The sequence below is a fragment of the Plantibacter sp. genome (assembly GCF_059073635.1).
In genome coordinates this window covers 18022-42311 of record NZ_JCACOF010000002.1, presented here as the reverse complement: position 1 = coordinate 42311, position 24290 = coordinate 18022, and the positions used below count along the sequence as shown (strand labels likewise).

At 69.4% G+C, this 24290-nt stretch carries 22 protein-coding genes; 9 read left to right on the top strand and 13 right to left on the bottom strand.

The genetic code is table 11. From position 1 onward, the window contains the following. Position 1: 1 nt before the first annotated feature. The 3 genes from AC5JOC_RS02815 to AC5JOC_RS02805 form a co-directional block, all read right to left on the bottom strand. Positions 2-889, bottom strand: coding sequence for an oxidoreductase (locus AC5JOC_RS02815; protein WP_494245240.1), 888 nt, complete (start codon positions 887-889; stop codon positions 2-4). A gap of 6 nt (positions 890-895) precedes the next feature. Then, on the bottom strand, positions 896-2095 hold the full coding sequence (locus AC5JOC_RS02810) for a M20 family metallopeptidase (protein WP_494245238.1): 1200 nt from the start codon (positions 2093-2095) through the stop codon (positions 896-898). A gap of 120 nt (positions 2096-2215) precedes the next feature. Continuing rightward, complete coding sequence (locus AC5JOC_RS02805; RefSeq protein ID WP_157579891.1) at positions 2216-2362, bottom strand: hypothetical protein; 147 nt, start codon at positions 2360-2362, stop codon at positions 2216-2218. 100 nt (positions 2363-2462) lie between these two features. Here AC5JOC_RS02805 and AC5JOC_RS02800 point away from each other — a divergent pair, with 100 nt between their 5' ends. From AC5JOC_RS02800 to AC5JOC_RS02775, 6 genes are all read left to right on the top strand, one after another. Beyond that, on the top strand, positions 2463-2690 hold the full coding sequence (locus tag AC5JOC_RS02800; protein ID WP_124768382.1) for an RNA-binding S4 domain-containing protein: 228 nt from the start codon (positions 2463-2465) through the stop codon (positions 2688-2690). 11 nt (positions 2691-2701) lie between these two features. Next, positions 2702-3559 carry an SDR family oxidoreductase gene (locus AC5JOC_RS02795; protein ID WP_494245235.1) on the top strand — a complete coding sequence of 286 codons (858 nt, stop codon included), beginning with the start codon at positions 2702-2704 and terminating at the stop codon, positions 3557-3559. 481 nt (positions 3560-4040) lie between these two features. Next, positions 4041-4223 carry a hypothetical protein gene (locus tag AC5JOC_RS02790; protein WP_192004280.1) on the top strand — a complete coding sequence of 61 codons (183 nt, stop codon included), beginning with the start codon at positions 4041-4043 and terminating at the stop codon, positions 4221-4223. Then, positions 4220-7195, top strand: a complete 2976-nt coding sequence (locus AC5JOC_RS02785) for a helix-turn-helix transcriptional regulator (RefSeq protein ID WP_494245233.1) — start codon at positions 4220-4222, stop codon at positions 7193-7195. The genes AC5JOC_RS02790 and AC5JOC_RS02785 overlap by 4 nt, the downstream gene beginning before the upstream one ends. 251 nt (positions 7196-7446) lie before the next feature. Then, a complete protein-coding gene (locus AC5JOC_RS02780; RefSeq protein ID WP_274499154.1) occupies positions 7447-8826 on the top strand; it encodes a TrkH family potassium uptake protein in 1380 nt (459 codons plus the stop codon). After that, positions 8819-9505: a potassium channel family protein gene (locus tag AC5JOC_RS02775; protein ID WP_240043972.1), complete on the top strand. Its 687-nt coding sequence runs from the start codon at positions 8819-8821 to the stop codon at positions 9503-9505. The genes AC5JOC_RS02780 and AC5JOC_RS02775 overlap by 8 nt, the downstream gene beginning before the upstream one ends. A gap of 43 nt (positions 9506-9548) precedes the next feature. Here AC5JOC_RS02775 and AC5JOC_RS02770 read toward each other — a convergent pair whose 3' ends face one another. After that, positions 9549-9719 (bottom strand): hypothetical protein, encoded by a 171-nt coding sequence (locus AC5JOC_RS02770; protein WP_192004800.1) that lies wholly within the window; start codon positions 9717-9719, stop codon positions 9549-9551. Between the two features lie 97 nt (positions 9720-9816). After that, complete coding sequence (locus AC5JOC_RS02765) at positions 9817-10536, bottom strand: tyrosine-protein phosphatase (RefSeq protein WP_494245230.1); 720 nt, start codon at positions 10534-10536, stop codon at positions 9817-9819. Between the two features lie 85 nt (positions 10537-10621). On the opposite strand from AC5JOC_RS02765, the gene AC5JOC_RS02760 reads away from it, so the two are divergent. After that, positions 10622-11374, top strand: a complete 753-nt coding sequence (locus tag AC5JOC_RS02760; protein ID WP_494245228.1) for an ANTAR domain-containing protein — start codon at positions 10622-10624, stop codon at positions 11372-11374. A gap of 121 nt (positions 11375-11495) precedes the next feature. After that, on the top strand, positions 11496-12074 hold the full coding sequence (locus AC5JOC_RS02755) for a TerD family protein (protein ID WP_079704718.1): 579 nt from the start codon (positions 11496-11498) through the stop codon (positions 12072-12074). 61 nt (positions 12075-12135) lie between these two features. On the opposite strand, the gene AC5JOC_RS02750 is transcribed toward AC5JOC_RS02755, so the two are convergent. The 6 genes from AC5JOC_RS02750 to AC5JOC_RS02725 form a co-directional block, all read right to left on the bottom strand. After that, entirely contained in the window at positions 12136-12345 is a 210-nt protein-coding gene (locus tag AC5JOC_RS02750; RefSeq protein ID WP_494245226.1) for a hypothetical protein, read from the bottom strand. A 43-nt stretch (positions 12346-12388) separates the two neighbouring features. Then, positions 12389-12883, bottom strand: a complete 495-nt coding sequence (locus tag AC5JOC_RS02745; RefSeq protein ID WP_494245224.1) for a helix-turn-helix transcriptional regulator — start codon at positions 12881-12883, stop codon at positions 12389-12391. Positions 12884-12897: 14 nt separating this feature from the next. After that, a complete protein-coding gene (locus tag AC5JOC_RS02740) occupies positions 12898-13608 on the bottom strand; it encodes an ABC transporter permease family protein (protein ID WP_494245222.1) in 711 nt (236 codons plus the stop codon). Then, the gene (locus AC5JOC_RS02735) at positions 13605-14540 is read right to left on the bottom strand and encodes a carbohydrate ABC transporter permease (protein ID WP_494245220.1); all 936 of its coding nucleotides are present in this window, start codon (positions 14538-14540) and stop codon (positions 13605-13607) included. Before AC5JOC_RS02735 ends, AC5JOC_RS02740 begins: the two co-directional genes overlap by 4 nt. Before the next feature lie 134 nt (positions 14541-14674). After that, positions 14675-15988 carry an ABC transporter substrate-binding protein gene (locus AC5JOC_RS02730; RefSeq protein ID WP_494245218.1) on the bottom strand — a complete coding sequence of 438 codons (1314 nt, stop codon included), beginning with the start codon at positions 15986-15988 and terminating at the stop codon, positions 14675-14677. 76 nt (positions 15989-16064) lie between these two features. Further along, positions 16065-18215, bottom strand: coding sequence for a glycoside hydrolase family 36 protein (locus AC5JOC_RS02725; RefSeq protein WP_494245216.1), 2151 nt, complete (start codon positions 18213-18215; stop codon positions 16065-16067). A 332-nt stretch (positions 18216-18547) separates the two neighbouring features. Here AC5JOC_RS02725 and AC5JOC_RS02720 point away from each other — a divergent pair, with 332 nt between their 5' ends. Next, a complete protein-coding gene (locus AC5JOC_RS02720) occupies positions 18548-20536 on the top strand; it encodes a serine hydrolase domain-containing protein (RefSeq protein WP_494245214.1) in 1989 nt (662 codons plus the stop codon). Between the two features lie 90 nt (positions 20537-20626). Here the strand turns inward: AC5JOC_RS02720 and AC5JOC_RS02715 are convergent, their stop codons facing one another. Beyond that, positions 20627-22105, bottom strand: coding sequence for a family 43 glycosylhydrolase (locus AC5JOC_RS02715; protein WP_494245212.1), 1479 nt, complete (start codon positions 22103-22105; stop codon positions 20627-20629). After that, a complete protein-coding gene (locus AC5JOC_RS02710) occupies positions 21996-24239 on the bottom strand; it encodes a LamG-like jellyroll fold domain-containing protein (RefSeq protein ID WP_494245210.1) in 2244 nt (747 codons plus the stop codon). Before AC5JOC_RS02710 ends, AC5JOC_RS02715 begins: the two co-directional genes overlap by 110 nt. Positions 24240-24290: the final 51 nt, after the last annotated feature.

Sequence of the window (24290 nt, the reverse complement as noted above, 5' to 3'; positions counted from 1 at the left end):
TTCAGCCGGGTCCATCGCTCGCCGCGGCGAGCAACGGCACGATGACGTCGCTGATCGGCGTGGGGATGCCGTGCACGCTCCCCCGCCGCTGGATCACCGCGTTGCGGACGTCCCATTCGAGCGGTTGCCCCTGTTCGCGGTCGGCGAGGATCGACGTCCCGCGGTCGACCGGGGCGGCTCGGAACCGGTCGAGGAGCCGCTGAGGTTCGTCATCGTCCAGCCGCGCACCCTCGGCCCGCGCGACGGCAGCGCACTCCTGCAGGTAGTCGAGCGCCAAGCGGGCGACGTCGTCTCGGCGGTACATGCCGGATCGGCGTCCGGTCAACGCCATGAGTCCGGCGGCGGCGTTCTGCAGGAGCTTGCGCCAGGCGAGGGTCGTGAAATCGGTCGAGACCTCGACGGTGCAGCGGGAGCCGCGCAGCGCGTCCTCGACGACGATGGCGCCGGGTGCCTCCGGCAGGGACAGGCGCGGCGGGCTCAGCAGGGTGACCGGGCCGCCGGGCTCGCGGGTGGCCGGGAACCACACGACCGCGGGGACGACCGTTCCCGCTCGGACGAGTGGCTCCACCATCTCGCGCTGCTCGACGCCGTTCTGCAGGACGCACACGACCGTGTCCGGGCCGCACAACGCGGCGAGCCAGTCGGCAGCGGCAGCCGTCTGGGTCGCCTTGACCGCCAGGAAGACGAGGTCCGCGGTGCCCGGAGACTCCGCCGGATCGGTGTGGACCGGCCCGGGGACCGTCACCGTCTCGTCGTCGACCTGGAGCTGGAGTTCCGGCCGCTTCGACCGCCCAGCGATGAACGGCGTCCGTCCCTGTTCGTGGAGCGCTGCGGCGACCACGGTGCCGATCGCGCCCGGCCCGATCACCGCGACGCGGTCGGGTCCCACCGGGCGTCATGCCTCGCTCGATTCGGACAGCGAGTCGATCGGGTCGCGGCGATGACCGCCTCCGGGAACCGGCGGAGCTGGTCGAGGTCGACCCATTCCTCGGCGGCGTGCAGTCCGCCACCCGCTGGGCCGCACACGACGGTCGGGATCCCCGCCGCCTGCCAGAGCGCCGACTCCATCCAGTACGGCGCTCCGACCGCCGCCGGTGCGGCCTCGACGTCCCGGGAGAGCTCGGCGGCGAGGATGTCGGCGAACCGCGCAGCCGGCCCTTGCGTCGTCCGCCTCCCAGGCCTCGCGCTGATGGGTCAGCCGCGCGCCCGTGCGGAGACCAGGCATCCGGGCGGCGACCGCGTCGAGCATCGCCTGGACCTCGACCAGGGCGTCCTCAGCGCGTTCACCCGGCAGGGTGCGTCGCTCGATGACGAGGGTCGCGTCGGCGGCGATCGTGAACGGAGCACTCCCCGCCCGCACCACCGTCGTGGTGAACGAACCGTGGTCGAGCAACGGGTGCGCCGGTCGCCGATGGAGCTCGTCGTCGGCCCGCTCCACCTCCTGCAGCAGCGCGCCGAGGGCGCGGATCGCATCGACGGCCAGACCGGGCTGTGACGAGTGCGCGGCCGTCCCCTGCAGCGTCACCTCGACGACTGCGTACCCCCGGTGCGCCGACACCCGATCCAACCAGGTGGGCTCGGCGATGAGGCACACGTCCGCCGTCACACCACGATCGGCGAGGTGTCGGAGGACGGCAGCGGCCCCCACGCTCGCGTCCTCCTCGTCGGCGACGCCCGTGAAGACGACCGTGCCGGGGTGGTCCGCCGCGGCGAGTCGCTCCGCGGCGACGATCAACCCCGCCAGGCCGGACTTCATGTCGCTGGCGCCGCGCCCGAAGAGCTTGCCGTCCGCGATCCGCGGGTTGAAGGGGTCGACCATGCCCTCGACGCCCACGGTGTCGAGATGGCCGTTGAACACGACCGTCCGACCCGGCTGCGATCCCGCGTGCACGGCCACGACGCTGACGCGCTGCGCGTCCTCCGGCGCGGGAACGAGGTCGACCACGAAGCCGGCGCCCTCGAGTCGCTGCGCGATCACCGCCGCGATCCGTCCTTCACCGGGAGCCCCTGGGACAAGGGTCGGACTGACGGAGTCGATCGAGATGAGCAGGCGGGCGAGCTCGAGCGCGTCGTCGCCGGGGCTGAGGTCGGACATGCCACGACGATAGCGGGACGGCTCGTCACGGAGACGCCTGAAGACCAGAACAGGCGCCCGTCTCCGTGAGGGGACAGACGCCTGAGCGCATCACCGACCACGATGGGCCGCTGATCAGGACTAGCGGTTCTTGACCCGCGTGACTGCGTCGGTGTTCTCCGAACGCGCATTGCCGGCCTTCTTGTCGGCCTTCGCGGTGCGCTTCTCCTTCAGCGTCTTCGCGGGTGCGGTCTTGCCGCCTTCTTTCCGTGCGGACTTCTCGCCCATGGTGTTGCTCCTTTGCGAGCCACGATGGCCCGGTACCGCTGAGAGTACAACCACATGCTGTCCCCGAGTCCAGCGAACCCATCCTTGTTAGCATTCGGGGATGACGAACCCGGCACACATCACCGACGTCCCGATCGGCGGCGACTCGATCCGACTCGGGCAGTTCCTGAAGTTCGCCGGTCTGCTCGACTCCGGCGGCGACGTGAAGGCGGCCATCGCGGACGGCGTGGTGAGCGTCAACGGCGAGGTCGACCTCCGACGTGGTCGCCAGCTCCAGATCGACGACGTCGTCTCGATCGAGGGACGCGCCGTCCGCGTCCGCCCCTGAGAGGAACCCCCGTGAACCCGAGCACACCCCGACCCATCGCCGTCACCGGATCGACCGGTGTGCTCGGCGGCCTGGTGGCGCACGATCTCGCCGCTCGCGGGATCCCGCAGCGTCTGCTGGTGCGCACCCCGGCGAAGGCGCCGCGGCACCCGCAGAGCACCGTGCACCCGTTCAGCTACACGGACCAGGACGCTGCCCGCGCGGCGCTCGAGGGCGTCGACACCCTGTTCATGGTGTCGGGCTCCGAGAGCGCCGACCGGGTCGACCAGCACCGGTCGTTCATCGATGCGGCAGCAGCCGCCGGCGTGCAGCACCTCGTGTACACCTCGTTCGCTGCGGCGGCACCGGATGCCGTGTTCACCCTGGCGCGCGACCACCATGCGACCGAGGAGCACATCCGATCGTCCGGCATGCGGTGGACGTTCCTGCGCGACGGCTTCTACCTCGACTTCATGGAAGCCCTCGTGGGTGAGGACGGCGTCATCCGCGGGCCGGCCGGGGACGGTCGCGCCTCCTTCGTGGCACGCGCCGACATCGCGCGGACCGCCGCGGCGATCCTCGTCGACCCGGCGTCCCACGCCGGTCGCACCTACGACCTCACCGGACCGGAGGCGCTCTCGATGGCCGAGGTCGCCGCGACGATCAGCCGGGTACGCGACCGCGAGGTCACCTTCCACGACGAGACGATCGAGGAGGCCTACGCGTCGCGAGCCTCCTACGGCGCACCCGACTGGGAGGTCGACGCCTGGGTGAGCACCTATACGGCCATCGGCAGTGGTGTGATGGCCGAGGTGAGCTCGTCGATCGAGGACGTCACCGGTGTCCCACCGATGGACCTGGAGACCTACCTGCGGGCGAACGCGAACTGAGGACTCCCCCGTCCGACGATCGACCGGGCACGACCGCTCCGCTGGATCACAGGCCGTAGAACCCCAACCGCGATCGACCGGGCACGACCACCCCGCTGGATCACCGCCGTAGAACCCCAGCTCCCAGTCGACCGCTTCCGTGGGGCTGAGGTCGACGTGCGTCGACTCGGACACGTCGTTGGTCGTGAAGTAGATCGACGTCCCAGGGCTCACGAAGACGCTCGCGAAGTCCTCGCCGACGACGTCCAGGTCGACGAAACCGCCCCCGGACAGCGCGGTGCGCTCCATCGTGATGTCCTCAATGAGGTCATGGTGCGCGAACGGCAACCGCACGCCATCGAGCGGTGCGAACCCGTCTTACGGCTCCACAGCGACGCGCTTCCGACGGAACTAGGGCAGATGCCCGAGGTAGGCATCGGGCCTCAGCGAGGAACGTGAGTGGTCGAGCACGGACACCAGCACCGTGCGCAGCGGAGGAACCATGTTGATCACGAGCGCCAGTCACAGCCCGTTCACATCCGTCGAGACGAGACGGTTCATCGAGCAGGAACTCCAGCGGGATCTCGAGCGGGAGCGTCGCCGCCGGGAACGACGACTCGAGGAGCAGGGGCGACTCGCGGAGGCCGCGGCCGACTCCGACGAGGGTGGGACCATGGAGTGGTGAGCCTGCCCACCACCAGCCCGACGATGATCGGGCGCGCCTCCGACCTCAGAGCGCTGCAGGCCGTGTTCGACGCCGTCGCCGCCGGCGAGTCACGCAGTGTGGTCCTGAGCGGCGAGGCCGGTATCGGCAAGACGCGCCTGCTCACCGAGTTCGCGCGGTCGGTCCGGTCGTCGGCGCTCGTCATCAGGGGCCAGTGCGTGGACCTCGGTGACGTCGCCGCGCCCTACGCACCGGTCCTCGGCCTCATGAAGGACCTCGTCGCGCAGCGCGGGCGCGACGCGGTGCTGGAGGCTGCGGGCCCGGGCAAGGCCTCCCTCGCGACGCTGCTGCCGACACTCGGTCCCGATGCGGAGGATCAGCGGGAGGGCGGCGTCGGGCGGCTCCACGAGACCGTCGCCGTGCTGTTCGAAGCGCTCTCCCGCGACCGGCCGGTCGTGGTCGTCGTCGAGGACGTCCACTGGGCAGACGGCGCGACGCTCAGCCTGCTCGCGTTCCTCGTCCGCGCGCTCACCTGCGATCGCGTGATGATCGTGCTCACCTTCCGGAGCGAGGACGTCCCCCGCGGACACCCGTTGCGCGGGTTCCTCGCCGAGCTCGACCGCACGAGGCGCGTCGAGCGGCACAGTCTCGAGCGGTTGAGCCGCAGCGACGTGCTCCGCCAGGCGATCGCCATCCGTGGCACGTCGCTCGACACGGTCTCGATCGACAGCGTGTACGCGCGGAGCGAGGGCGTCCCGTTCTTCGTCGAGGAGCTGCTCGGTCTCGACCAGGACCGCGACGGCGACGGCGACGAGCTCCCGGACACGCTCCGCGAACTCCTGCTCGCACGCTACGAGCGCCTCGCGCCCGCGACCCAACAGCTGCTGCGCGTGATCTCGGCCGGTGGCGTCTGCGTCGAGCACGCCCTCCTGGAGCGGGTGTTCACGGGCGGCCCCGACGCTCTCGACACCGGTGTGCGGGAGGCGATCGGGTCGAACGTCCTCGTCGCTGATGCGACCACGTACGAGTTCCGGCACGCACTGGTCCGGGAGGCGATCCACGACGATCTGCTGCCCGGCGAACGGAGCCGGTTCCATGCGGGGTTCGCCGAGGCGCTGGAGGCAGGCGTCGGTGGTGAGCCGGTCGCTGCCGCGGTGTCGCACCACTGGATGCTCGCTCGCGACTTCGGACGGGCCTTCCCCGCGACCGTCCGCGCCATGGAGCAGGCGCACGCGGCATACGCGTACAGCACGGAGTCGCAGCTCGGCGAGCGTCTCCTGGAGATCTGGGACCAGGTCCCCGATGCCGCGGCACTCGTCGGCCGCTCGCGTTCGGAGCTCATGCGACGGACGGCGAGCGCGTTGCGGAACGCCGGCTGGACGGACCGGGCGATCGCCATGGTCGACGAGGTGCTCGCGACGCCCGAGGACCGCGACGACCTCGACCAGGCCAAGCTCCTTCGCGACAAGGCCTTCTACCTCGCCAACCTCGGTCGGCCGGGCTCGGTCGATCTCCTGGAGCAGGCGCTCGACCGGGTCCCACCCGAGACGCCCGGCGAACTGCGCGGCGTGCTGCTGACGAGCCTCGGCGCTCGTCACATGATCATCGGGCGGCTGGAGCGGGCCATCGAGTACGCCGACGAGGCGGCCCGGGAGGCGGCGCGGACCGGTTCGGCGCGGAACGCCTCGGTCGCGGCGAACATCGGCGGCATCGCGCGGATCCACCACGGCGAGCTGGAAGCCGGGCGGGCGCTCCTCGCGACGGCGGAGCCACTGGCCGACGGCGACGGCAGTGCGTTGCTCCGCTACCGGGTGAACGCCTCTGACATGGCGAACCTCCTCGGATCGTACGAGGAGGCGCTCGCGTCGGCATTGGAAGGCGTCGAGCGGGCGAAGGAGCTGGGTGTCGAGCGCAGCTCGGGCCTCATCCTGTCGTCGAACGCGGTCGACCCGCTGGTGGCGCTCGGACGCTGGGACGAAGCGGAGGAGCGTGTGCATCGGGCCCTGGCACTGCAGCCGCCCCTCGCGTTCTCGGTGTACCTCCGCCAGTCGCTGATCCTGCTCACCCTCTGGCGGGGCGACACCGAGAGTGCGGCGACCATGTACCGCCGGTGGCGGAAAGGGATGCTCTCCCTGTCCGGCCTGGAGGTGCAGACGAGGTTCGGTGTCGCCCGCGTCGTGATGCAGGTCGGTTTGGCGGCCGGAGACCTCGCCGGGGCCTGGTCGCCGGCGGGGGTCGGCGTGTTCGAAGCACCGGACCACCGCCCGATGCCGGCGTACGACCTCCCGGCGCTCGCGGATGCGGCGCGGGTGCTGGCCCGGGTCCGCATCGCGCTGGCCACCGGCACGCTCGACGTGGAGTCCGGCCCGTTCGCGGGCGTCGACGACGATCAGCTCCGGCAGCTGGAGGAACGCTGGCGGGCGCTGCTCGCCGAGGAGGGGTTCTGGCCGACCGCACCGCTGTGGAGCGCGCTGGTCGACGCCGAACTCGGCGGACCGGACGGCACCGGTGACGACGTCGGCGCGTGGGAGACGGCTCGTGCGATGGCCGAGCGACCGTTCGCACCGGCCGTGCTCGCGCCCTACGCCGCACTCCGGCTCGCGGAGGCGCAGGTGGCCGCCGGCGATCGTGCCGGCGCACAGGACACGCTCGTCGTCGCGGTCGCCGAGGCGACGACGCTCGGTGCCGGCCTCGTGCTCGACGGTGCGCGGGCGTTGGCGGAGCGAGCGTCGCTGAACCTCGACGGCCGCCCCCGAGCGCGTGGCACGAGCGGCTCCATCGAGTTGACCGCCCGGGAGCGCCAGGTGCTGCAGCTCATCGCGGAGGGGCTCAGCAATCGACAGATCGGCGAGCGCCTGTTCATCAGCGCGAAGACCGCGAGCGTCCACGTCTCGGCCATCCTGCGGAAGCTCGGAGCGGCGACCCGGACCGAGGCCGCGATGGTCGCCGGAGCGAGCGGATTGCTCGCGGCGAGCGCCGATCACGCCGACTGAGCCTGACGTCCGCCTGGCGGTGAAGTGGGTCCCGGCCGGAATCGAGGGGAAGCCGGCCGGGGACCCCGACAGGGCGAAAGGGTCCTGTCGGGCATCAGCGTAATCACGGAGCCGGGTGTCGCGTGGCCCGTTGCGCTCTGTGGATAGCCGAGCGCTCCAAACATCTGTACTGATGACCGCATCGTCATCCGGAGCACGCGCGACATCGGTCCGCATCACCGACGAGCCGCACTGGCCGCTATGGTTCTCGGGTGGCGAGAGACGGATCGAGGTCGGCCGGCGGCAGAGCCCGCCGCCGTGGGCAACTCGCCGCCGCGCGTCCCGTCCAGGTCATCTCGATCGCGTTCGGGGCTGCGACCCTCGTCGGCACCCTGCTCCTGATGCTTCCCATCTCGAAGACCGGCCCGGGCGGCGCGAACCTCATCGAGGCGCTGTTCACCGCGACGAGCGCCATCTGTGTCACCGGACACATCATCGTCGACACCCCCGTGTTCTGGACGCCGTTCGGGCACGCCGTCATCCTCACACTCGTCCAGATCGGCGGCATCGGGGTGATGTCGTTCGCGACGCTCCTCGGCCTGCTCGTAGCCCGGCGGCTGGGCCTGCGGACGCGACTCACCGCGGTCAGCGAGACCCACACGCTCGCGATCGGTGACGTCCGCCGGGTCCTGCGCGGGGTCATCCTCATCGCACTCGGGGTCGAGGTCCTCTGCGCCACCATCCTCGCCCTGCGATGGATGATCGGTTACGGCTGGGCACCAGGCGACGCGATCTGGTTCGGCGTGTTCCACGCGGTGTCGGCATTCAACAACGCCGGCTTCGCCCTGTTCAGCGACAGCATCATGGGGTACGCGACCGACCCGTGGATCTCCCTGACGATCTGCGCGGCGGTCATCCTCGGCGGGCTCGGCTTCGGCGTGATCCTGGAGCTGCGCCGCCGGTTCAGGACGCCCTCGCGGTGGACGCTCAACACCATGACCGTCGTCGTCGGCACCGTGATCCTCCTCGTCCTCGGTTGCGGGTTCATCACCGCGTTGGAGTGGTCGAACCCGGCGACGCTCGGTGCGCTCGCTCCGGCCGATCGGCTGCTCGCGGGGTTCACCGCCGGCGTCCTCCCCCGCACCGCCGGGTTCAACAACCTCGACGTCAGTCAGATGCACCCGGTCACGTGGCTCGTCACCGACATCCTCATGTTCATCGGCGGTGGCCCGGCGAGCACCGCCGGCGGACTCAAGATCACCACCTTCGCGGTGCTCTTCTTCATCATCGTGACCGAGCTGCGCGGTGGTGCGGCGGTGAACATGTTCGGCAAGCGTCTCCCACGGTCGACGCACCGGGAGGCCATCACCGTCGCGCTCCTGTCCGTCGGCCTCGTCGTCGGCGCCACGGCCGCGATCATGCTGATGACCGACTACAGCCTCGACCGCGTCCTGTTCGAGGTCATCTCCGCGTACGCGACGGTCGGGCTCTCCACCGGCATCACCGCCTCCCTACCGGTCGCCGCGCAGCTGATCCTGGTGGTCCTCATGTTCGTCGGCCGCATCGGCCCCATCGCCCTCGGTTCCGCGCTCGCGCTCCGGACCGAGAACCGTCTGTATGAACTCCCGAAGGAGCGTCCGATCATTGGCTAGACCGTTCAGCAACAAGCGTCAGCGTGGCGTCGAGTCCGTCGTCGTCATCGGCCTCGGCCGGTTCGGGCGTGCCCTCGCCGTCGAGCTCGTCGACTCGGGCACCGAGGTCCTCGGGATCGACACGGACGAGGACATCGTCCAGTCGCTCAACGGCGTCCTCACCCACGTGGTGCGTGCCGACACCACCCGTGACGGCGTGTTCGACCAGCTCGGCATCGACGAGTTCGACCGCGTCGTGATCGCCATCGGCACCGACCTGCAGGCGAGCATCCTGACCGCGTCGCTCCTCAAGCGCCGCGGCACCACGAACATCTGGGCGAAGGCCGTCAGCGAGCAGCACGGCCTGATCCTCGAGCAGATCGGGGTCGAGCACGTCGTCTACCCGGAGTCCGACATGGGGCGTCGCGTGGCGCACCTCGTCCGCGGCGGCGGGATGCTCGACTTCCTCGCGGTGGAGAAGGACTTCGTCATGGCCAAGACGACCGCTCCGGCAGAGGTCGTCGGGCAGACGCTGACCGCCGCGCGCATCCGCGACCGGTTCAGCGTGACCGTCGTCGCCGTCCGCCAGGACGACCGGTGGACCTACGCGACCGGCGACACGGTCCTCACCGCCGGCCAGCGGCTCCTCGTCCTCGGCCCGACGGACAAGACGGAGCGGTTCGCAGCGCTGCCGCGGTAGTGGTCGTGGCGGCTGGGCCGGAGACCGATCCGGTGTGCCGGGCCTAGCGGCGGTTGTTCAGCGAGCGCTGCACCGCGCCGACCGCGATGGTGCCGACGATGAGGACGAGGCCGACGATCCCGAGCCAGAACAGGCCCTTCAGCACGAATCCGGCGATGGAGAGGGCCGCCCAGAGGACGAGGAGGACGACGATGACGACGGCGATCTTCTGCACGGGTGAAGTTCCTGTTCCGATGGTGAGGTGACTGACGGGAGCGGATGACGATCCGCTAGGACCGTAGCAGGACGGCATCCGAGCCGGCCTGGTGCCGTCACGGCAGGAGCAGACGACGCAAGCCGGTGCGAGTCTCGGCGTCGACCCACAGGGTGTCGAAGACGCCGTCCGCGTCGGCGACGAAAGCGTGGACGTGCGGCGTCACCTCCGCGAGGAAGGCGTCGACCTGTTCCGGCGTCCACGATGCCTGGCGATCGTGGGTCGGGCCGCCGTGAGGCGCCGTCCCCGCCATCGCGCGCACCGAGTCGGCGTAATCGTCGACGATCGCGTCCTCGGTGACGCCGGCATTGGCGAGGAGCAGCGCGCTGACCAGGCCGGTGCGGTCACGGCCTGCGGCGCAGTGGACCAGGACGCCGGGTTGGGATGAGGCGATCGCCTCGAGAGCGCCGCGGACCAGCTCCGGCAGGATACGCACGTTGTGTTGCCAGTACTCCGGTGAGTCGAGGATCGGGAGGCACACCTCGCGGAACTCCGCACGGGTCTGATCCTCGGTCGGCGCCAGGGTGATCGTGAGGTCCACCGGAGGACGGACGTCCGGGTCCGCCGCGCGTGCACCCGTCTCATCGGCGCTGCGGAGGTCGACGACGGACCGCAGGCCCCACGCCATCGCCGCGTCCCATCCCTCCGCGGTGAGCAGCTCGCGTCGGGGACCCCGCGCCACCATCCCGTGGCGTGTGGAGCCGGTGGACGACCAGGGTGTCGGCAAGCCGCCGAGGTCCCTGACGTTCCGCAGGCCGTCCCAGTCCAGATTCCGCATCCGCCAGAGCGTACCGGACCATGCGGATGGCCGTCCGCTCGGTTACCGTGGATCCGCTGATCAACAGATGAGGACGAACCCACCCATGGACCACACGCGCGAAGCACGGCTCGTCGAGACGTTCGTGACCCTCGCCGACAGCCTCGTGGACGACTACGACGTCGTCGAGCTCCTGCAGATCCTCGTCGATCGCGCGGTGGAGCTGTTCGACGCCGCGGCCGGTGCGATCCATCTGGCCGACCGGGACGGAACCCTGCGCGTCGTCGCCTCCACGAGCGAGCGCAGCAGCTTCTTCGGGCTCCTCCAGTTGAACGCCGGTGAGGGGCCGTGCATCGCCGCGGTCACCTCGGGCCACCTGGTGACGGTGGAGACGGCTGCCGAGCTCCACGCCTACTGGCCGAGGTTCGCGGAGGCCGCGAACGCGAGCGGGTACATCGGCGTCCATGCGATCCCGTTGCGCCTCCGCGACACCATCGTCGGGTCGCTGAACCTGTTCCGCGAGACCGAGGGGGCCCTCAACGGTGCCGACGCCCGCGCCGCCCAGGCCTTGGCCGATGTCGCGACGATCAGCCTCCTCCAGCAGCGGACGATCGAGAACGCCACGCTCGCCACCGCGCAGCTCCAGCGCGCGCTCGACGGCCGGGTCGCCATCGAACAGGCGAAGGGGTACCTGGCTCGGGCGGCGGGCGTCGACATGGACACGGCGTTCGGCATGATCCGGCAGTACGCCCGGTCCCGGCAGCGACGACTCGGCGATGTCGCGGCCGCGGTCGCACGCGAGGAGGTCCCGCTCGACGAGGTCGTGGCGACGGGCTCCCCCGACACCGACGACGCCTGATCGCTGCTGCCCACCCACCGAGGGATTCCGGGTCGATGCACCGCAACCCACTCCAAACTCAGCCGGAACAAGGCAGGATGGAGGTTCGAACATCACCGAGCACTCTCGAAGGAACACACCCATGGCAGGCCTCAGCCTCTCCAAAGGCAGCAACCTCTCGCTCACGAAGACCAGCCCAGGGCTGACCATCGCCACGGTCGGTCTCGGGTGGGACCCGCGGACCACCGTCGGCGTCGCGTTCGACCTCGACGCCTCCGCGATCCTCGTCGCCGAGAACGGCAAGATCCGCTCCTCAGCCGACTTCATCTTCTACAACCAGATGTCGACCCCCGACGGCTCCGTCGTCCACCTGGGCGACAACCGCACCGGCGAGGGTGACGGCGACGACGAACAGATCACGATCGACCTCCGCACGGTGGAGCCCGACGTCGCCCGCATCGTCATCGCGGTCTCCATCCACGACGCCGACAACCGCCGCCAGAACTTCGGCCAGGTCCGCGACGCCTTCTGCCGGGTCCTCGACCAGGACCAGCAGGAGATCGTCCGCTACGACCTCACCGAGGACGCCTCGCAGGAGACGGCGATGCTCTTCGCGGAGATCTACCGCCACAACGGCGAGTGGAAGTTCCGCGCCGTCGGCCAGGGGTACACCACCGGTCTCGCCGGCATCGCGGGCGACTTCGGCGTCCCGCTCGACTGAGCCGGGATCACGTGTGCTGGGCGCCGCGAGCGTGGTCTCTCGGCGCCCAGCAGGCGGCCCGTCAGCGGGTCACGTTCAGTGTCACAGCGGCGGACGGCGTTCCCGAACTCCCCGTCGCCGCCAGGCTCAGCTTCCCCGCCGCCGTATCCGTCGGCACGCGGAGGGTGATCTTCGCTGCACCGTTGACATCGGTGTACACCTGCCCGATCCGCACGTCTCCGAGCGTGAGTGACAGGAAGTCCCAACGCTCGTAGCCGGAGACGGACCGCACCTACCCGGCGTGTGGATCCGCCGTGGCTCACCGACAGCAGCGGTCAGTCCCCTCGATGCCGAGGCGGGATACGCACGTGGTGGACGGTGTCGTGGCCGAGGTCGAGGAGATGGGCGATGAGCTTCTGTGCGGCCGCGGACTCCGAGAGCAGGGCCTGCGGCACCCCCTTCTCGCGCACGCCTGAGATGGAGACCGTGTGGATGTCCTCGGGTAGCCGCTTCAGCACGGCGACACCTGCCGGGTCGAACTTGAGGACGATGATCCCGGCGATGCTCTGCCCGAGGACGAGGTCGACGGCATCGTCGAGGCGATCCTCGGCGTTGTCCTCCACCTTGGTGATCGAGACGAGGTAGCCGCTCTTGCGGGCGCTCTCCTCGATACCGCGGATCGTCTCCGCATACCCGTAGCGCGAGGTGTCGCCCGCGAACACGGCGATCATCTTGGGCTGCCGTGCCACGAGGGCTCGTGCGGCGGCGCTGGGCCGGAAGTTGAGCGTCTTGATCGCCCGCTCGACCCGCTCGCGCTTCTCGTCGCTCACGCGTGCCGCTCCGGTCAGCACCCTCGCTCGCGAACACGACCATCGCGGCGATCACACCGACCACGACGCCGATCGCGAGATTGTGCGTCAGGACCACCACGACGACCGTGGCCGCCATGCCGACGGTCTCGCCGAGGCGCATGGCGCGCAGGGTCCTCGGGTTGACGCTGTGCCAGTCGGAGGTCGCGACGGACACCATGCTCATCACCGCGACGAGGGCTGCCCATGTAGACGCCGATCATGCCGACGGCGGTGCCGGCCAAGCCGATCTGACGCAGCAGCAGGACGACGGTGACGACCGCAGGTGGAAGCACGATGCCGCTGATCGCGAGGGCGTAGACGATCGCCATGACGCGGCTCGAGCGACGCGCAAGGACCCACGACGCCATCGCTCCGAGGAACAGCACGCCGACCACCGCGGGCACCATGATGAGCAGGCTGCCGAAGAACGCCGGTGCCATGTTCCCCTGGGTGAACACCTGCCCGAAGTTCTCGAACAGCTGCCAGTTCGTCGGCGGCACCAGGTTGGGGTCGAACGCCTCCTCCTGCGACTTCCCGGCGGTGATGACCACCAGGTAGAACGGGACGCCCAGGAGGGTGACGACCGCCGTGAGGGCGACGACAGGTTGGACGAGGTGCTTCCAGGACCGGTGCACCGGTCGACGGACGGGCCGCGAGGAGGCGGCGGCGGACGCGGTCGCGCGACTGGTGGTGAGGGTGCTCACAGGACGTCTTCTCTCTTGCGGAGGAACCGGATGACGGGGAAGGCGAGGATCGCGACCATGAGGAAGAGCGCGAGGCTCATGGTGGTCGCTTGGGCGAAGAGCCCCTGGCCGAAGGTGCGGAACACGAAGATGTTGAGCAGCTCGGTGCTCCCACCCGGCCCGCCACCCGTGGTCGCCTGGACGATGTCGAATCCGTTCATGGATCCGAGGAGCGAGGTCGCGACGTTGAAGGTGACGGCCGGCGCGAGGAGCGGGAAGACGATGGTGCGGAACGTGGTCCACCAGCCCGCGCCGTCGAGGCGAGCCGCCTCCTTCAGATCCTCGTTGATGGTCTTGAGCCCTGCCAGGTAGATGAGCATCGACAGGCCCATCCACTTCCAGGAGTGGATGAGGGCGACGACGACGATCGTCCAGGTGGTGTCGCCGAGCCACGCCGTCGTCACCGACGTGCCGGTGAGGGCGCTGAGCACCTGGTTGAGGCCGCCCTCGGGCTTCAACAGCGCCTGGAACACGTAGCCGACCGCGAGTGCCGACATCACGACGGGGACGAAGAAGGCGACGCGCGCGATCCGGTTGACGCGGGTGTCGCGCTCGAGGAGGAGGGCGAGGATGAGGCCGAACAGGTTCTGGAACAGGGCGACGAGGAGTGCGTACACCAGCGTGATGCGGAGGTCCCGCAGCAGCGTGCCGTTCGAGAGGAGGTCCTGCACGTTGGAGAACCCGACGAAGTTGATCTCGGACTTGAAGCTCGACCAGTCGGTGAAGGCGTAGACGAAGTTGAAGATCGTCGGGACGAAGAAGAACACCACCAAGACCAGGAGTGCCGGTGCGATGAACCACGCGGGGTGGTCCTGCTTCTGCCGCGCCGTCGCCCCGCGCGGGTCGAGTCTCACCGGCCGGGGCTTCGGGAGGACGGACGTTGTCGTTGCCATGATGTGTGATTCCTTCGCGCCGGTGCGGGGCTGCAGTGGTACGGGTTGGGAGCCGGGCCCGAGACCTGAGGGGTGTCTCGGACCCGGCGGCTGAGGAAAGTGGCGATCACGATCGCCACCCGGGCTGCTGCCGGTCAGAACCCGGAGACGCCCTGGGCCTTCGCAAGCTGCTCGAACTGCTCCTGCGTGGCCTGCGTCACCTCGGTGGCGGTCATGGTGCCCTGGATCATGTTGGTGAGGTTGATCCAGAGATCGGGGTTGGCGACGGCCAGCGCCTGCATGGAACCGACCGAGTCCTTGATCGACGCGTGGACGTCGAGCAGCGCCTGCGGAACGGTGTCCGGCGTGGTGGCCCCCTTCAGCAGCGACGGCGTCGACTGGGTGTCGATGAAGTCCTGGTAGCCGTCACCGAGCCAGTAGCTGAGGAACTGACGTGCCGCTGCCTCACGCTTCTCGTCGCCGGTCTTGAAGGCGACGAGGGCGTTGCTCTGGTCGGGGATGAAGGTGCCGACGTTGCCCTTCGGCGAGATCGGGAAGAAGCCGATCTTGTCGTTGAGCTCAGCGGTGTCCGCCTTCGCCTGCAGCTGGTTGAAGAAGGAGTTGACCTGCACGACCATGGCCGCGTCACCGGCGAGGAGGGCGTCGCCCTGATCCTCGAAGGTCGAGGTCTTGATGTTCTCGTTGAACAGACCCTCGTCGATCAGGCCCTTGTAGGTGTCGACCGCGCCCTGGATGGTCGGGTCGGTGAACTTCTCCTCGTTCGCGTTGACGCGGTCCCAGAGACCGTCGGCGGCGGCGTCTGCGAGCTGCACCTGGACCCACCACTGGGTGGACCAGCCGGGATCGCCCATCTCGTAGAACGGGGTCACGCCCTGCGACTTCAGCCCGCGACCGAGCTCGACGAGCTCTTCGAAGCTTTTCGGGGTCTCGGTGACGCCGGCCTTCGCGAGGACCTCCTTGTTGTAGTAGACACCCTCGACCGCGGGGCTCGACACGAGTGCCGCGTACCGCGTGTCGTCGAGCAGGCCGGTGAGGTCGGCGAAGTTCGCGTCGTAGTTCTCGACCCACGGAGCGCCGTCCAGCGACTGCAGGTTCGTCTTCGCGTTCAGCGCGGTGAGCTGTGAGGCGGTCGGCTGCCAGAAGGCGAGGTCCGGCTTGTCGCCAGTGGCCACCTTGGTCTGGATCCCCTGTTCGTACGGATCGGGGATCGTGACGACCTCGACCTTCGCGCCGGTGAGCTTCTCGAAGCCCTTGATGACACTCTCCGGCGTCTTGTTCGAGTTCTGGGCGGCCCAGATGGTGAGGGTGGTGCCGTCGAGCTTGGTGTCCTGCGCCGGCCACGAGGCGGGTGCGTCCGAGCCACCGCCGGCGGAGGGGTCCGAGCAGCCGGTCAGCGCGACCGCTGCGACTGCGGCCGTCGCGACGACGGCCTTCCAGGAATTCTTCATTGAACGTCCAACCTTTTCTTCAGGCGCCTCGGGGTTGAGGCTAGTTGTGTTTGGTGCCTCCGGGAAGGAGAGGGGGTCAGGCTGAGGCCGGGCCGATCGAGATCAACCGCGCCGCCGGCCCGGGTGCGGCGTTGGCGATGCTCAGGATTCCGGTTTCCGGATTCCAGTGGTGCTCCCAGGCGGGCAGGCCCGCCGGGAAGAGGGTGCTGACGGCGATCGGTCGACCGACGTGCCGGGGCAGGTGGAGCTGGACCGCGGAGTCGCCCTGCCGGTCCCAGATCCCGACGACCGTGCGACCTTCCGCCACGAGCGCGAGCGCGACCGCCGGATCGTCCCATTCCGGGAGGCCGAGCGGCCACGCCGGAGTCGCCGTGGCGATGTGCGTGCGCAGCTCCTTCGCGACCGTGACGGCTTCAGCAACGACGGTGAGCTGCTGACTCGACATCCGATTGAGGTAGCCGGAGAGGAAGAAGCGCCCGAGCAGGCCGGTGACGAGAGCGAAGACAGCTGCTTCCTCATCCATCTCCGGCTGCGGGTAGGCCCAGCTGGCCGCCTGCTCCGGAAGCATGACCATCGGTGCGGAGGCGACGATCGGTGGATACCGCAGCGGGTCCTGCTGGTCCGACGTCGACTGCACCTGCAGCCGCGACAGGATGGCGAAGTCACTGCGCATCGCTCCGGACGCGCAGTTCTCGAGGACGAGGCCCGGGTGTCGGTCGAGGACCGAGTCGAGCCAGGCGAGGTGGGCCCGGTTGACCTCGAGCAGCCCGGAACCGACGCTGTCCGCGTACCGGTCGGGACCTGCACCAGGCGTGACGTTGTAGTCGAGTTTGAAGTAGCCGACGCCGTATCGGCCCACCAGGCGATCGACGACTTCGTCGACATGCGCGCGGGCTGCCGGGTGCCGCAAGTCCAGCAGGTACCGCTCGTGTTCGACGATGCGCTGACCGTGGCGCGAGAGGAAGGCGTCCCGCGGCAATCGCTCCGCGGCCGGGCTGCGCACTCCGACGACCTCTGGCTCGAGCCAGAGACCGACGACCATCCCGGCGTCCGTGATCGCGTCGACGACCTCCTCAAACCCTCCCGGGAACCGGACCTGTGACGGTGTCCAGTCGCCGACGGAGTTCCACCAGTCACCACCGTCGTCATACCAGCCGGCGTCGATGCAGAAGATCTCCGCACCCACTTCGGCTGCTGCGGCGATCAGCGGAAGCAGCAGCTCCGTCGAGGGATCACCGTTCAGCGTGTTCATGTAGTCGTTGTAGATGACGGGCATCGCCGTGTTGTCGACATGGTCCCGTCGGACGGCCCGGCGGTAGCGGGTGAGCTCACCGATGACCGTTTCAGCGTCGGCTCCGAGCGCGACCGCGACCGGGACGGATTCGAACCGCTCCCCCGCACGCAGCACACGGGTGAACTGATGGTCGATGTCGGTGGGGCCGGAGAGGGCGAGGTACACGTCGGCGTCGTCCTCCCCCAGCTCCCATCGCCACGCACCGTTGTGCTCGATCTGCCAGCCCCAGGCAGCACCGAACGTCGCCGACTCGACGACGCCGACCGGCAGGTTCGCCCCCGTCGACCAGGTGCCGTCGGAGGCGACCGAGATCGAGCCGCGCGGATTGTGTCCCGTGAGCGATGCCGCGAGGTCGGGAAGGAGGAAGCCGTCGAGGGGGCGCCGTTCCCAGCGTCCCTCCGCGAGCCAGTCGTTCACGCCGGAGACCAGTTCCCACGAACGGGCATCGGCGGAGCGCCCGCTCGGATACCCCAGGTAACTCGACCAGCTGGGCAGGGTACGCACGATGAACTCGGCGTCGACGTCCGTGTTCTCCAACAGTGTCGTGCTCCGGATCACCGTGGTCCCCGCGGGGACGAAGTACGACGCCGTCAGCTGGAGCCCGTCGATGCCGGTCGAGCAACGCACCAGGAGGGTCTCGCCAGCTCGGTCGGTCTGCAGCTCGTGCTCGACGTAGCGCAGTGAGTCGCCGCTGGAACCGTGCACGAGTCGGTTGCTCGCCGGGCTGTGACCGACCGAGAGGAGCAGCACGTCGACGAGCGGCAAACCGGCGGGCAACTCCATCACGGTCCCGTCGGTCGTGGCGACGCGTCGCAGGTGCGGGGCGGCGTTCTGGGGCAACTCAACGGTCAGTTGGATTCGACCGGCGTTCCAGTCGATGCTCTGCTGTTCCGGGGTGGGCGTCTCGGAGCTCTCGGTGAGCGAAAAAACCACGGTGTACTCCTGCTTTCAGCACCGACCTCGACGTCTGCGCGTGTCTTCATGATAGCGGTATCAAACCAGATAGCAAGGGTTCAGCGCCCGCCTTTTCGCACAAGAGCACTGCATGCGACACCGGTGACGAAATCGTTATCATATTTCCTGCCGTCGACCGGCGATCCGACTGATCATCCTGCAGCCAGGTCGGCGTAGGAGGGACCCCCTACCGCTTTCAGGCCTCGTTTTGGCACTGGGGGATGAATGATGGTCGACTGACTTCTGTGAACGACACCCATCGCGGATCCGGCCGCCCTGTCCTGACGGCTCCTCGATCCCGGGGATGGCGGATGCTCGCCCTCGCGGTCGCTGGGGCGATCGCCTGCGGTGCCGCACCGGCCGCCGGATCGGCACTGGCGGTGGAACCAGCCGAGGCGACGCCTCAGAGTGCGGCGGCGTCCTTGACCTCGCAGGACACGAACGCGTGGCTCGACGGGATGCTGCCCGCCGCCCTCGAACGCGAGGGGATCGCCGGTGCCGTGGTGTCGGTGGTGAGCGGCGGTGAGATCCTGGCTGAGCGCGGCTACGGCGTGTCGAAGGCCGCCACCGGGACGGCCGAGCCCGCGACGGTCGACGTCGACCGGACGCTGTTCAGGATCGGCTCCGTGTCGAAGCTGATCACGGCGACCGCGGTCATGCAGCAGGTCGAAGCGGGTGCCGTCGATCTGGACGAACCCGTCCAGTCCTACCTCGACTTCACCCTGCCGGTGACGTTCGACACCCCCGTCACCCTCCGTCACCTCCTGACGCACACCGCCGGCTTCGAGGACCAGCTGGGCGGCCTCATCGCCTCGGCGCCCGCCGTGCCGAAGCCCCTCCGCGACACGGTGTCCATCGATCCACCCGTGCAGCTGTTCGAGCCGGGCACCACGCCGTCCTACTCCAACTACTCCAACGGGCTCGCCGCCTACGTGGTCGAACGCGTCACCGGACGACCGTTCGAGGAGTACGCCACCGAGCACATCCTCGAGGCAGCCGACATGGACGGCGCGACGTACGAACAGCCGCTTTCACCCGAACGGCAGCAGGACATGTCGGCCGGGTACCGGTTCGCCGGATCACCGGAGGTGCCCTTCGAAGTGGTCAGTCCGTCGCCGGCGGGTGCCGTCACCGGAACCGCCGGAGACCTGGCGAACTTCATGAACGCACAGCTCGGTCACCCCGCCGCCGACGGGCGCACCCTCCTCGCCCCTGAGACGCTCGACGAGATGCATGCCCCGGCGCTCGGCGAGGAACAGTTGGGGAACCTGGCGAACGGTCCACAGATGACCCTCGGTTTCTTCGAGCGGGACCGCAACGGACACCGCGTCCTCAGCCACGCCGGCGACCTGACCGCCTTCCACGCTCAGCTCGAGATCTACCCCGACGACGACGCCGGGATCTTCATCTCCCTCAACAGCACCGGTGTCAACGGTGACTCAACGACGGCGATCCGCGATGCGATCACGACCGGGTTCGCCGATCGGTACTTCCCCGAGGATCGCACGGCCCCCGGGGCCGTCGAGACGGCGGCGGACCACGGCGCCGCACTGGCCGGCACGTACCAACTGTCGCGACGAGGCGAATCGACGTTCGTGCGCCTGTTCTACATCCTGTCGAGTGTGGAGGTCACCGCCGAGCAGGACGGGGTGGTCATGATCTCCGCGATCACCGACAGCGCCGGGACGCCGCTCCGCTTCGCCGAGGTCGAGCCGTGGGTCTGGCAGGAGATCGGCGGTCAGCGCCGGGTCGCCGCTGCGACGGACGGGGACGTCGTCACGGCAGTCGGGTTCGATCCGGCGTTCACGATGCAGCCCATGCCGACCGAGCGCGCGCTGGTCCCGACGGTCGCCGCCCTGTCGCTGATCATCCTCGTCCTCGCCCTGATCGCGTGGCCGCTCGGAGCCCTGCATCGCGCGGGCCGCGATCAGCCCATATCCTCCGATCGACGTGGACGCGTGCTCACCTGGTGGACGCGGGGATCGATCCTCGCTCTGATCGCCGCGGCACCGTTCTGGGCCGTCGTCGCGCAGGCGCTCATCTCTGACGGACCGGCGCCGTCGGCGATCGTCATCCGGATCGCGCAGATCCTGACCGCCGTCGCGGTGCTCGGGTGTGTTCCGAGCGCTTGGCGGGCGATCCGGGCGGCGCGCGGCGTCGGGTCGCTCGAGGACCGTCGTCACCGTCGGACGTCGACACTGCTCCGCGTCACCGGCGCGACGCTCGTCTCGCTCGCCTTCATCGGCCTCGGCTTCGTCGCGATCGTCGGAGGGCTCCTCCTCCCCGACCTCAGCTACTGACGGAGCTCGACGCGTCAGACGGCGCACGCATGATCCCGCCCGAGGTGACGATGGTCACCTCGGACGGGATCGATGCTGTGTCGGCGCGGGCTAGGCGGCGACGCGTCGGCGACGGACGGTCAACCAGGCGCCGGCTGCGAGGAGCAGCCCGGCCAGGCCGAGGAATCCGACGACCGAGACACCGGTGGTCGACAGCGCCCCAGGACCGGAGCCCGCAGCGCCGGGAGCCGCGGCATCCGCGGCCAGGACGGTCAGCGCCGCCTCGGCCGTGATGCCGGAGTCCGCGCCCAGCGCCTGCAGGGTGTGTGCACCCGGCACCACCGAAGCGGGCACCGTGAGCGTCGCCACGAACGCACCCGAAGCGTCCGCGACGACGGTCCCGAGGTCGGTCGGGGTGGAGAACAGCGTGAACCGCACCTGCTCCCCCGCGGCGAAGCCGGACCCGGACACCGAGATCGACTCACCCACCCGCACCGACGGCTGGTCGATCGTCAGCGTGCCCTCGGCACCGGGCACCGCGATCCGCTGTGGACCGACGCTCTCGAGGGTCGGGACGACCGGGTTCATGAGGCCCGTCTCCGGGTCGAACGTCAGCCGGTCGATCGTCGTCTCGCGGTGCTGGCCGTCACCACCCGGGATGGCGAACCGGTGGTAGACGATGTACCAGTCGTCGGTGCCCGGCACGTTGAGGATCGAGCTGTGACCGGTGGCGAGGATGCCGAGTTCGGGCTGCTTCTGCAGGATCACACCGCGGTACGTCCACGGGCCGTCCACACTCGTCGCCGTCGCGTACCCGACCCGGTAGTTCTCCGAACCGGTGTCGTCGATCGAGTACGTCAGGTGGTAGATCCCGTCCCGGTAGTTGACGAAGGCACCCTCGCGGAAGTCGGTCAGGCCGTCGATGCGCTTGAGCGTGTCGGCCTTGATCGACAGCATGTCGTCCGACAGCTCGGCGTACACCGGCGAGCCGTTGCCCCAGAACAGGTAGCTCTTCCCCGTCACCGGGTCGGTGAACGTGGCCGGGTCGATCGCCTGTCCCGAGGTCACCGCTTCGTCGTTGAGGATCATCGCGTTCGGCTGAGCCGTGAACGGACCGGCCGGGCTGTCCGCGACGGCGACACCGATGGTCTTCCGGTCGACCGAGGGGTTGTGGCCGCTGAAGTAGAAGAAGAACTTCCCGTCCTTCTCCCCGATCGTCGGCGCCCAGGCGTTGCCGGTCGCCCACGGCACGTTCCCGTTCGCGCCGTCGAGCGTGAGGATCGGCTCCGCCGAGCGCTCCCAGTCGACGAGGTCCTTCGACGACCAGACGAAGAACTCCTTGCCACCCCAACCGGCGAAGCCGTCGGTGGTCGCGTAGATGTAGTAGGTGTCGCCCCAGACGAAGACGTTCGGGTCGGCGTAGAGACCGGGGATGACCGGGCTCTTCATCTCGACCGCCCGCATCGTCCACGTCACGGCCTCACCCGAGGTCGGCGTCAACGTCACGGTCACCGGGCTGCTGAGGTCGACGGTGGTCCCCGAGGCGGGGCTCGCCGTGACACCGGCCGCGGTCGTGAACGTCGGGCTCAAGGCGGTGCGGTCCGTTCCCGGGCTGCACCGGGAAGACGACCTCGTGGCGGTCGTTGTCGACGATCGGGGCGGTCTTCAGCACGTCCTCCTCGAGGCCGATGTCGGTCAGCGCAGCGGTGTTCCCGGAGCCGGCGAGCACCTCGTCCGCCGAGAGCGCGCGGTTGTAGATCGCGAACTCTCGGAACGCACCCTTCAGGCGGTTGTCGGCGTCGTAGTTCGAACGGCCCAGGTAGTTGGCGCTCGTCCACCCGCCGCCGATGTCGCCCGGATCGGACGTCACGGTCCCGGTGCCGACGGCGATGCCGTCGAGGTAGATCGTGGCCGTGGTGCCCTGCAACGTGTACGTCAGTTTCGCCCAGCGACCGCGCGTCAGGTCCTTGCCCTGCGACACCGTCTGCTCCGTGCTCCAGTTGCCGGTCGCGAGGCTCGTCCGATACGCGTTGCCGGTGCTGAACAGGTAGCCGTCGCCGGCGCCACCGGTGGTGTTGCCGAGCCCGTAGATGAAGTACGGGTTGGCCTGCGTCGGGTCGATCCAGACCTCCGCCTCCACCGTGACGTCCTTCACGCCGGCGAGCAGGTTGTCGGGCAGCTTGACGTAGTCGTCGCCGCCGTCCAGCTGCAGCGCACCGTCGGAGAAGCTCGCACCGCCCTCGACCGCAGCGTCGAGGCCGTTGCCGGACACGTCGTTGAGCGTCGAGCCTGCGGACCCGGCGAAGTCGTACCGGACGATCTCGCCGTCCTCGTTCGCGGGCACCGGCTCGGGTGCTCCGCCGAGGCTGTCCTCGAGCAGCTGCAGCTCTGCGGCCGTGACCGGGAGCACGGTGCCGTGGCGCGGGCTCGCGGGCAGGTCGTAGTCCTTCGCGACCTGCCAGTCCGGGTTCGCGATGTCCTCGGTCTCGAGCGGGATGTAGCCGCGTCCGCCGTACTCGTCGACGAAGAGGTAGAACTTGTCACCGTTGACGTCGCCCGGGTTGGCGGCGAACGCCGTCGGCCCCTCGACCGCGCTGGTGCCGGCATCGCGACCGATGCAGGTGTCGAGCACCGTCCAGGACTCGAGCGTGGCCCGCAGGTCCGTCGAGGACTCCTGGATGATGTCGGCGCACCCGGTGCCACCGGCGCCCTCGTCCTTGGTGAAGCGGTAGTAGGTGTCGCTCGACTTGATCACCGTCGAGTCGATCCGCGAGACGCCCTGGTCCTGCCAGACCTGCGGCTCGCTGAACGTCGTGAAGTCGCGGGTGGTCGCGTACATCATGCGGTGGTAGCTGTTCCCGGTGTGGTCCGGGTCGTCGGCGCCGTAGAGCGACGAAGCCCAGAAGACCACGTACGCGCCGATGGTGTCGTCGTAGTACGCCTCGGGTGCCCAGGTGTTGCCGGCGTTCTCCGGTGCGACCTCGATGTGCCGCTGGTCGGACCAGGTCACGAGGTCGTGGGACTCCCACACCTCGAGGTAGTGGCTGCCCTTCCGGACCGAGTCACCCCAGGACGTGCCACTGCCGATCGAGAGGTCGGTGGCGATGAGGTAGAAGGTGTCGCCCTCGGGAGAGCGGATGAGGAACGGGTCGCGCAGCCCCTTCGTACCCTCGTCCGAGGTGAGGACCGGGCGTCCGGCGTTGAGTTCGTTCCAGTCGAGCGCGTTGTTGCCCTCACTGGCGGCGAAGTAGATGTTCTCGCCGGCGAGCGAGTTGCCGGTGAAGTAGGCGAACGCGTAGCCCTCGTAGTCGGGGGCCGCGATCGCGGCGCGGACGGTCGCCGTGAACTCGCGCGTCGCGGTCGCCTCGCCCTGGCTCAGCGTGGCGGTCAGGGTGACGGTGGTGTCCGTGGCGGGCCGCGTCACGACACCGTCGGTGGTGATCACGGTGGTGTCCGACGACGCCCAGGCGATGTCGATCCCCTCGGGGGCTCCCGGCAGGGTCAGATTGCCGCGCACGTCGTCGACGTTCGCGATCGAGAGCGCCGCCGCGGCGGCGTCCAGATCCTCCTGCGCCGTGGGGGCGGCTCGGAAGCCGGACTGGGATGTCGCTGCCGGGGCGGTCCCCGGCGACACCGCTGCGGCAGCGCCGGAGGCACCGACGAGCGGCAGGATCAGGGCCGCGATGGAGGTCGCGACGACCGTTTTGAGGCGCAGTTGTCTCATGGGGGTTGGTTCTCCTGGTTCGGCGTCGTTGTCGAGCGGGATGGAACGGGT

Excerpts from the sequence above, each read along its gene's own strand:
- AC5JOC_RS02810 (WP_494245238.1), bottom strand. The coding sequence starts at position 2,095 with ATGTCCGACCTCAGCCCCGGCGACGACGCGCTCGAGCTCGCCCGCCTG.
- AC5JOC_RS02805 (WP_157579891.1), bottom strand. The coding sequence starts at position 2,362 with ATGGGCGAGAAGTCCGCACGGAAAGAAGGCGGCAAGACCGCACCCGCG.
- AC5JOC_RS02800 (WP_124768382.1), top strand. The coding sequence starts at position 2,463 with ATGACGAACCCGGCACACATCACCGACGTCCCGATCGGCGGCGACTCG.
- AC5JOC_RS02790 (WP_192004280.1), top strand. The coding sequence starts at position 4,041 with ATGTTGATCACGAGCGCCAGTCACAGCCCGTTCACATCCGTCGAGACG.
- AC5JOC_RS02765 (WP_494245230.1), bottom strand. The coding sequence starts at position 10,536 with ATGCGGAATCTGGACTGGGACGGCCTGCGGAACGTCAGGGACCTCGGC.
- AC5JOC_RS02760 (WP_494245228.1), top strand. The coding sequence starts at position 10,622 with ATGGACCACACGCGCGAAGCACGGCTCGTCGAGACGTTCGTGACCCTC.
- AC5JOC_RS02755 (WP_079704718.1), top strand. The coding sequence starts at position 11,496 with ATGGCAGGCCTCAGCCTCTCCAAAGGCAGCAACCTCTCGCTCACGAAG.
- AC5JOC_RS02735 (WP_494245220.1), bottom strand. The coding sequence starts at position 14,540 with ATGGCAACGACAACGTCCGTCCTCCCGAAGCCCCGGCCGGTGAGACTC.
- AC5JOC_RS02730 (WP_494245218.1), bottom strand. The coding sequence starts at position 15,988 with ATGAAGAATTCCTGGAAGGCCGTCGTCGCGACGGCCGCAGTCGCAGCG.
- AC5JOC_RS02720 (WP_494245214.1), top strand. The coding sequence starts at position 18,548 with ATGCTCGCCCTCGCGGTCGCTGGGGCGATCGCCTGCGGTGCCGCACCG.
- AC5JOC_RS02710 (WP_494245210.1), bottom strand. The coding sequence starts at position 24,239 with ATGAGACAACTGCGCCTCAAAACGGTCGTCGCGACCTCCATCGCGGCC.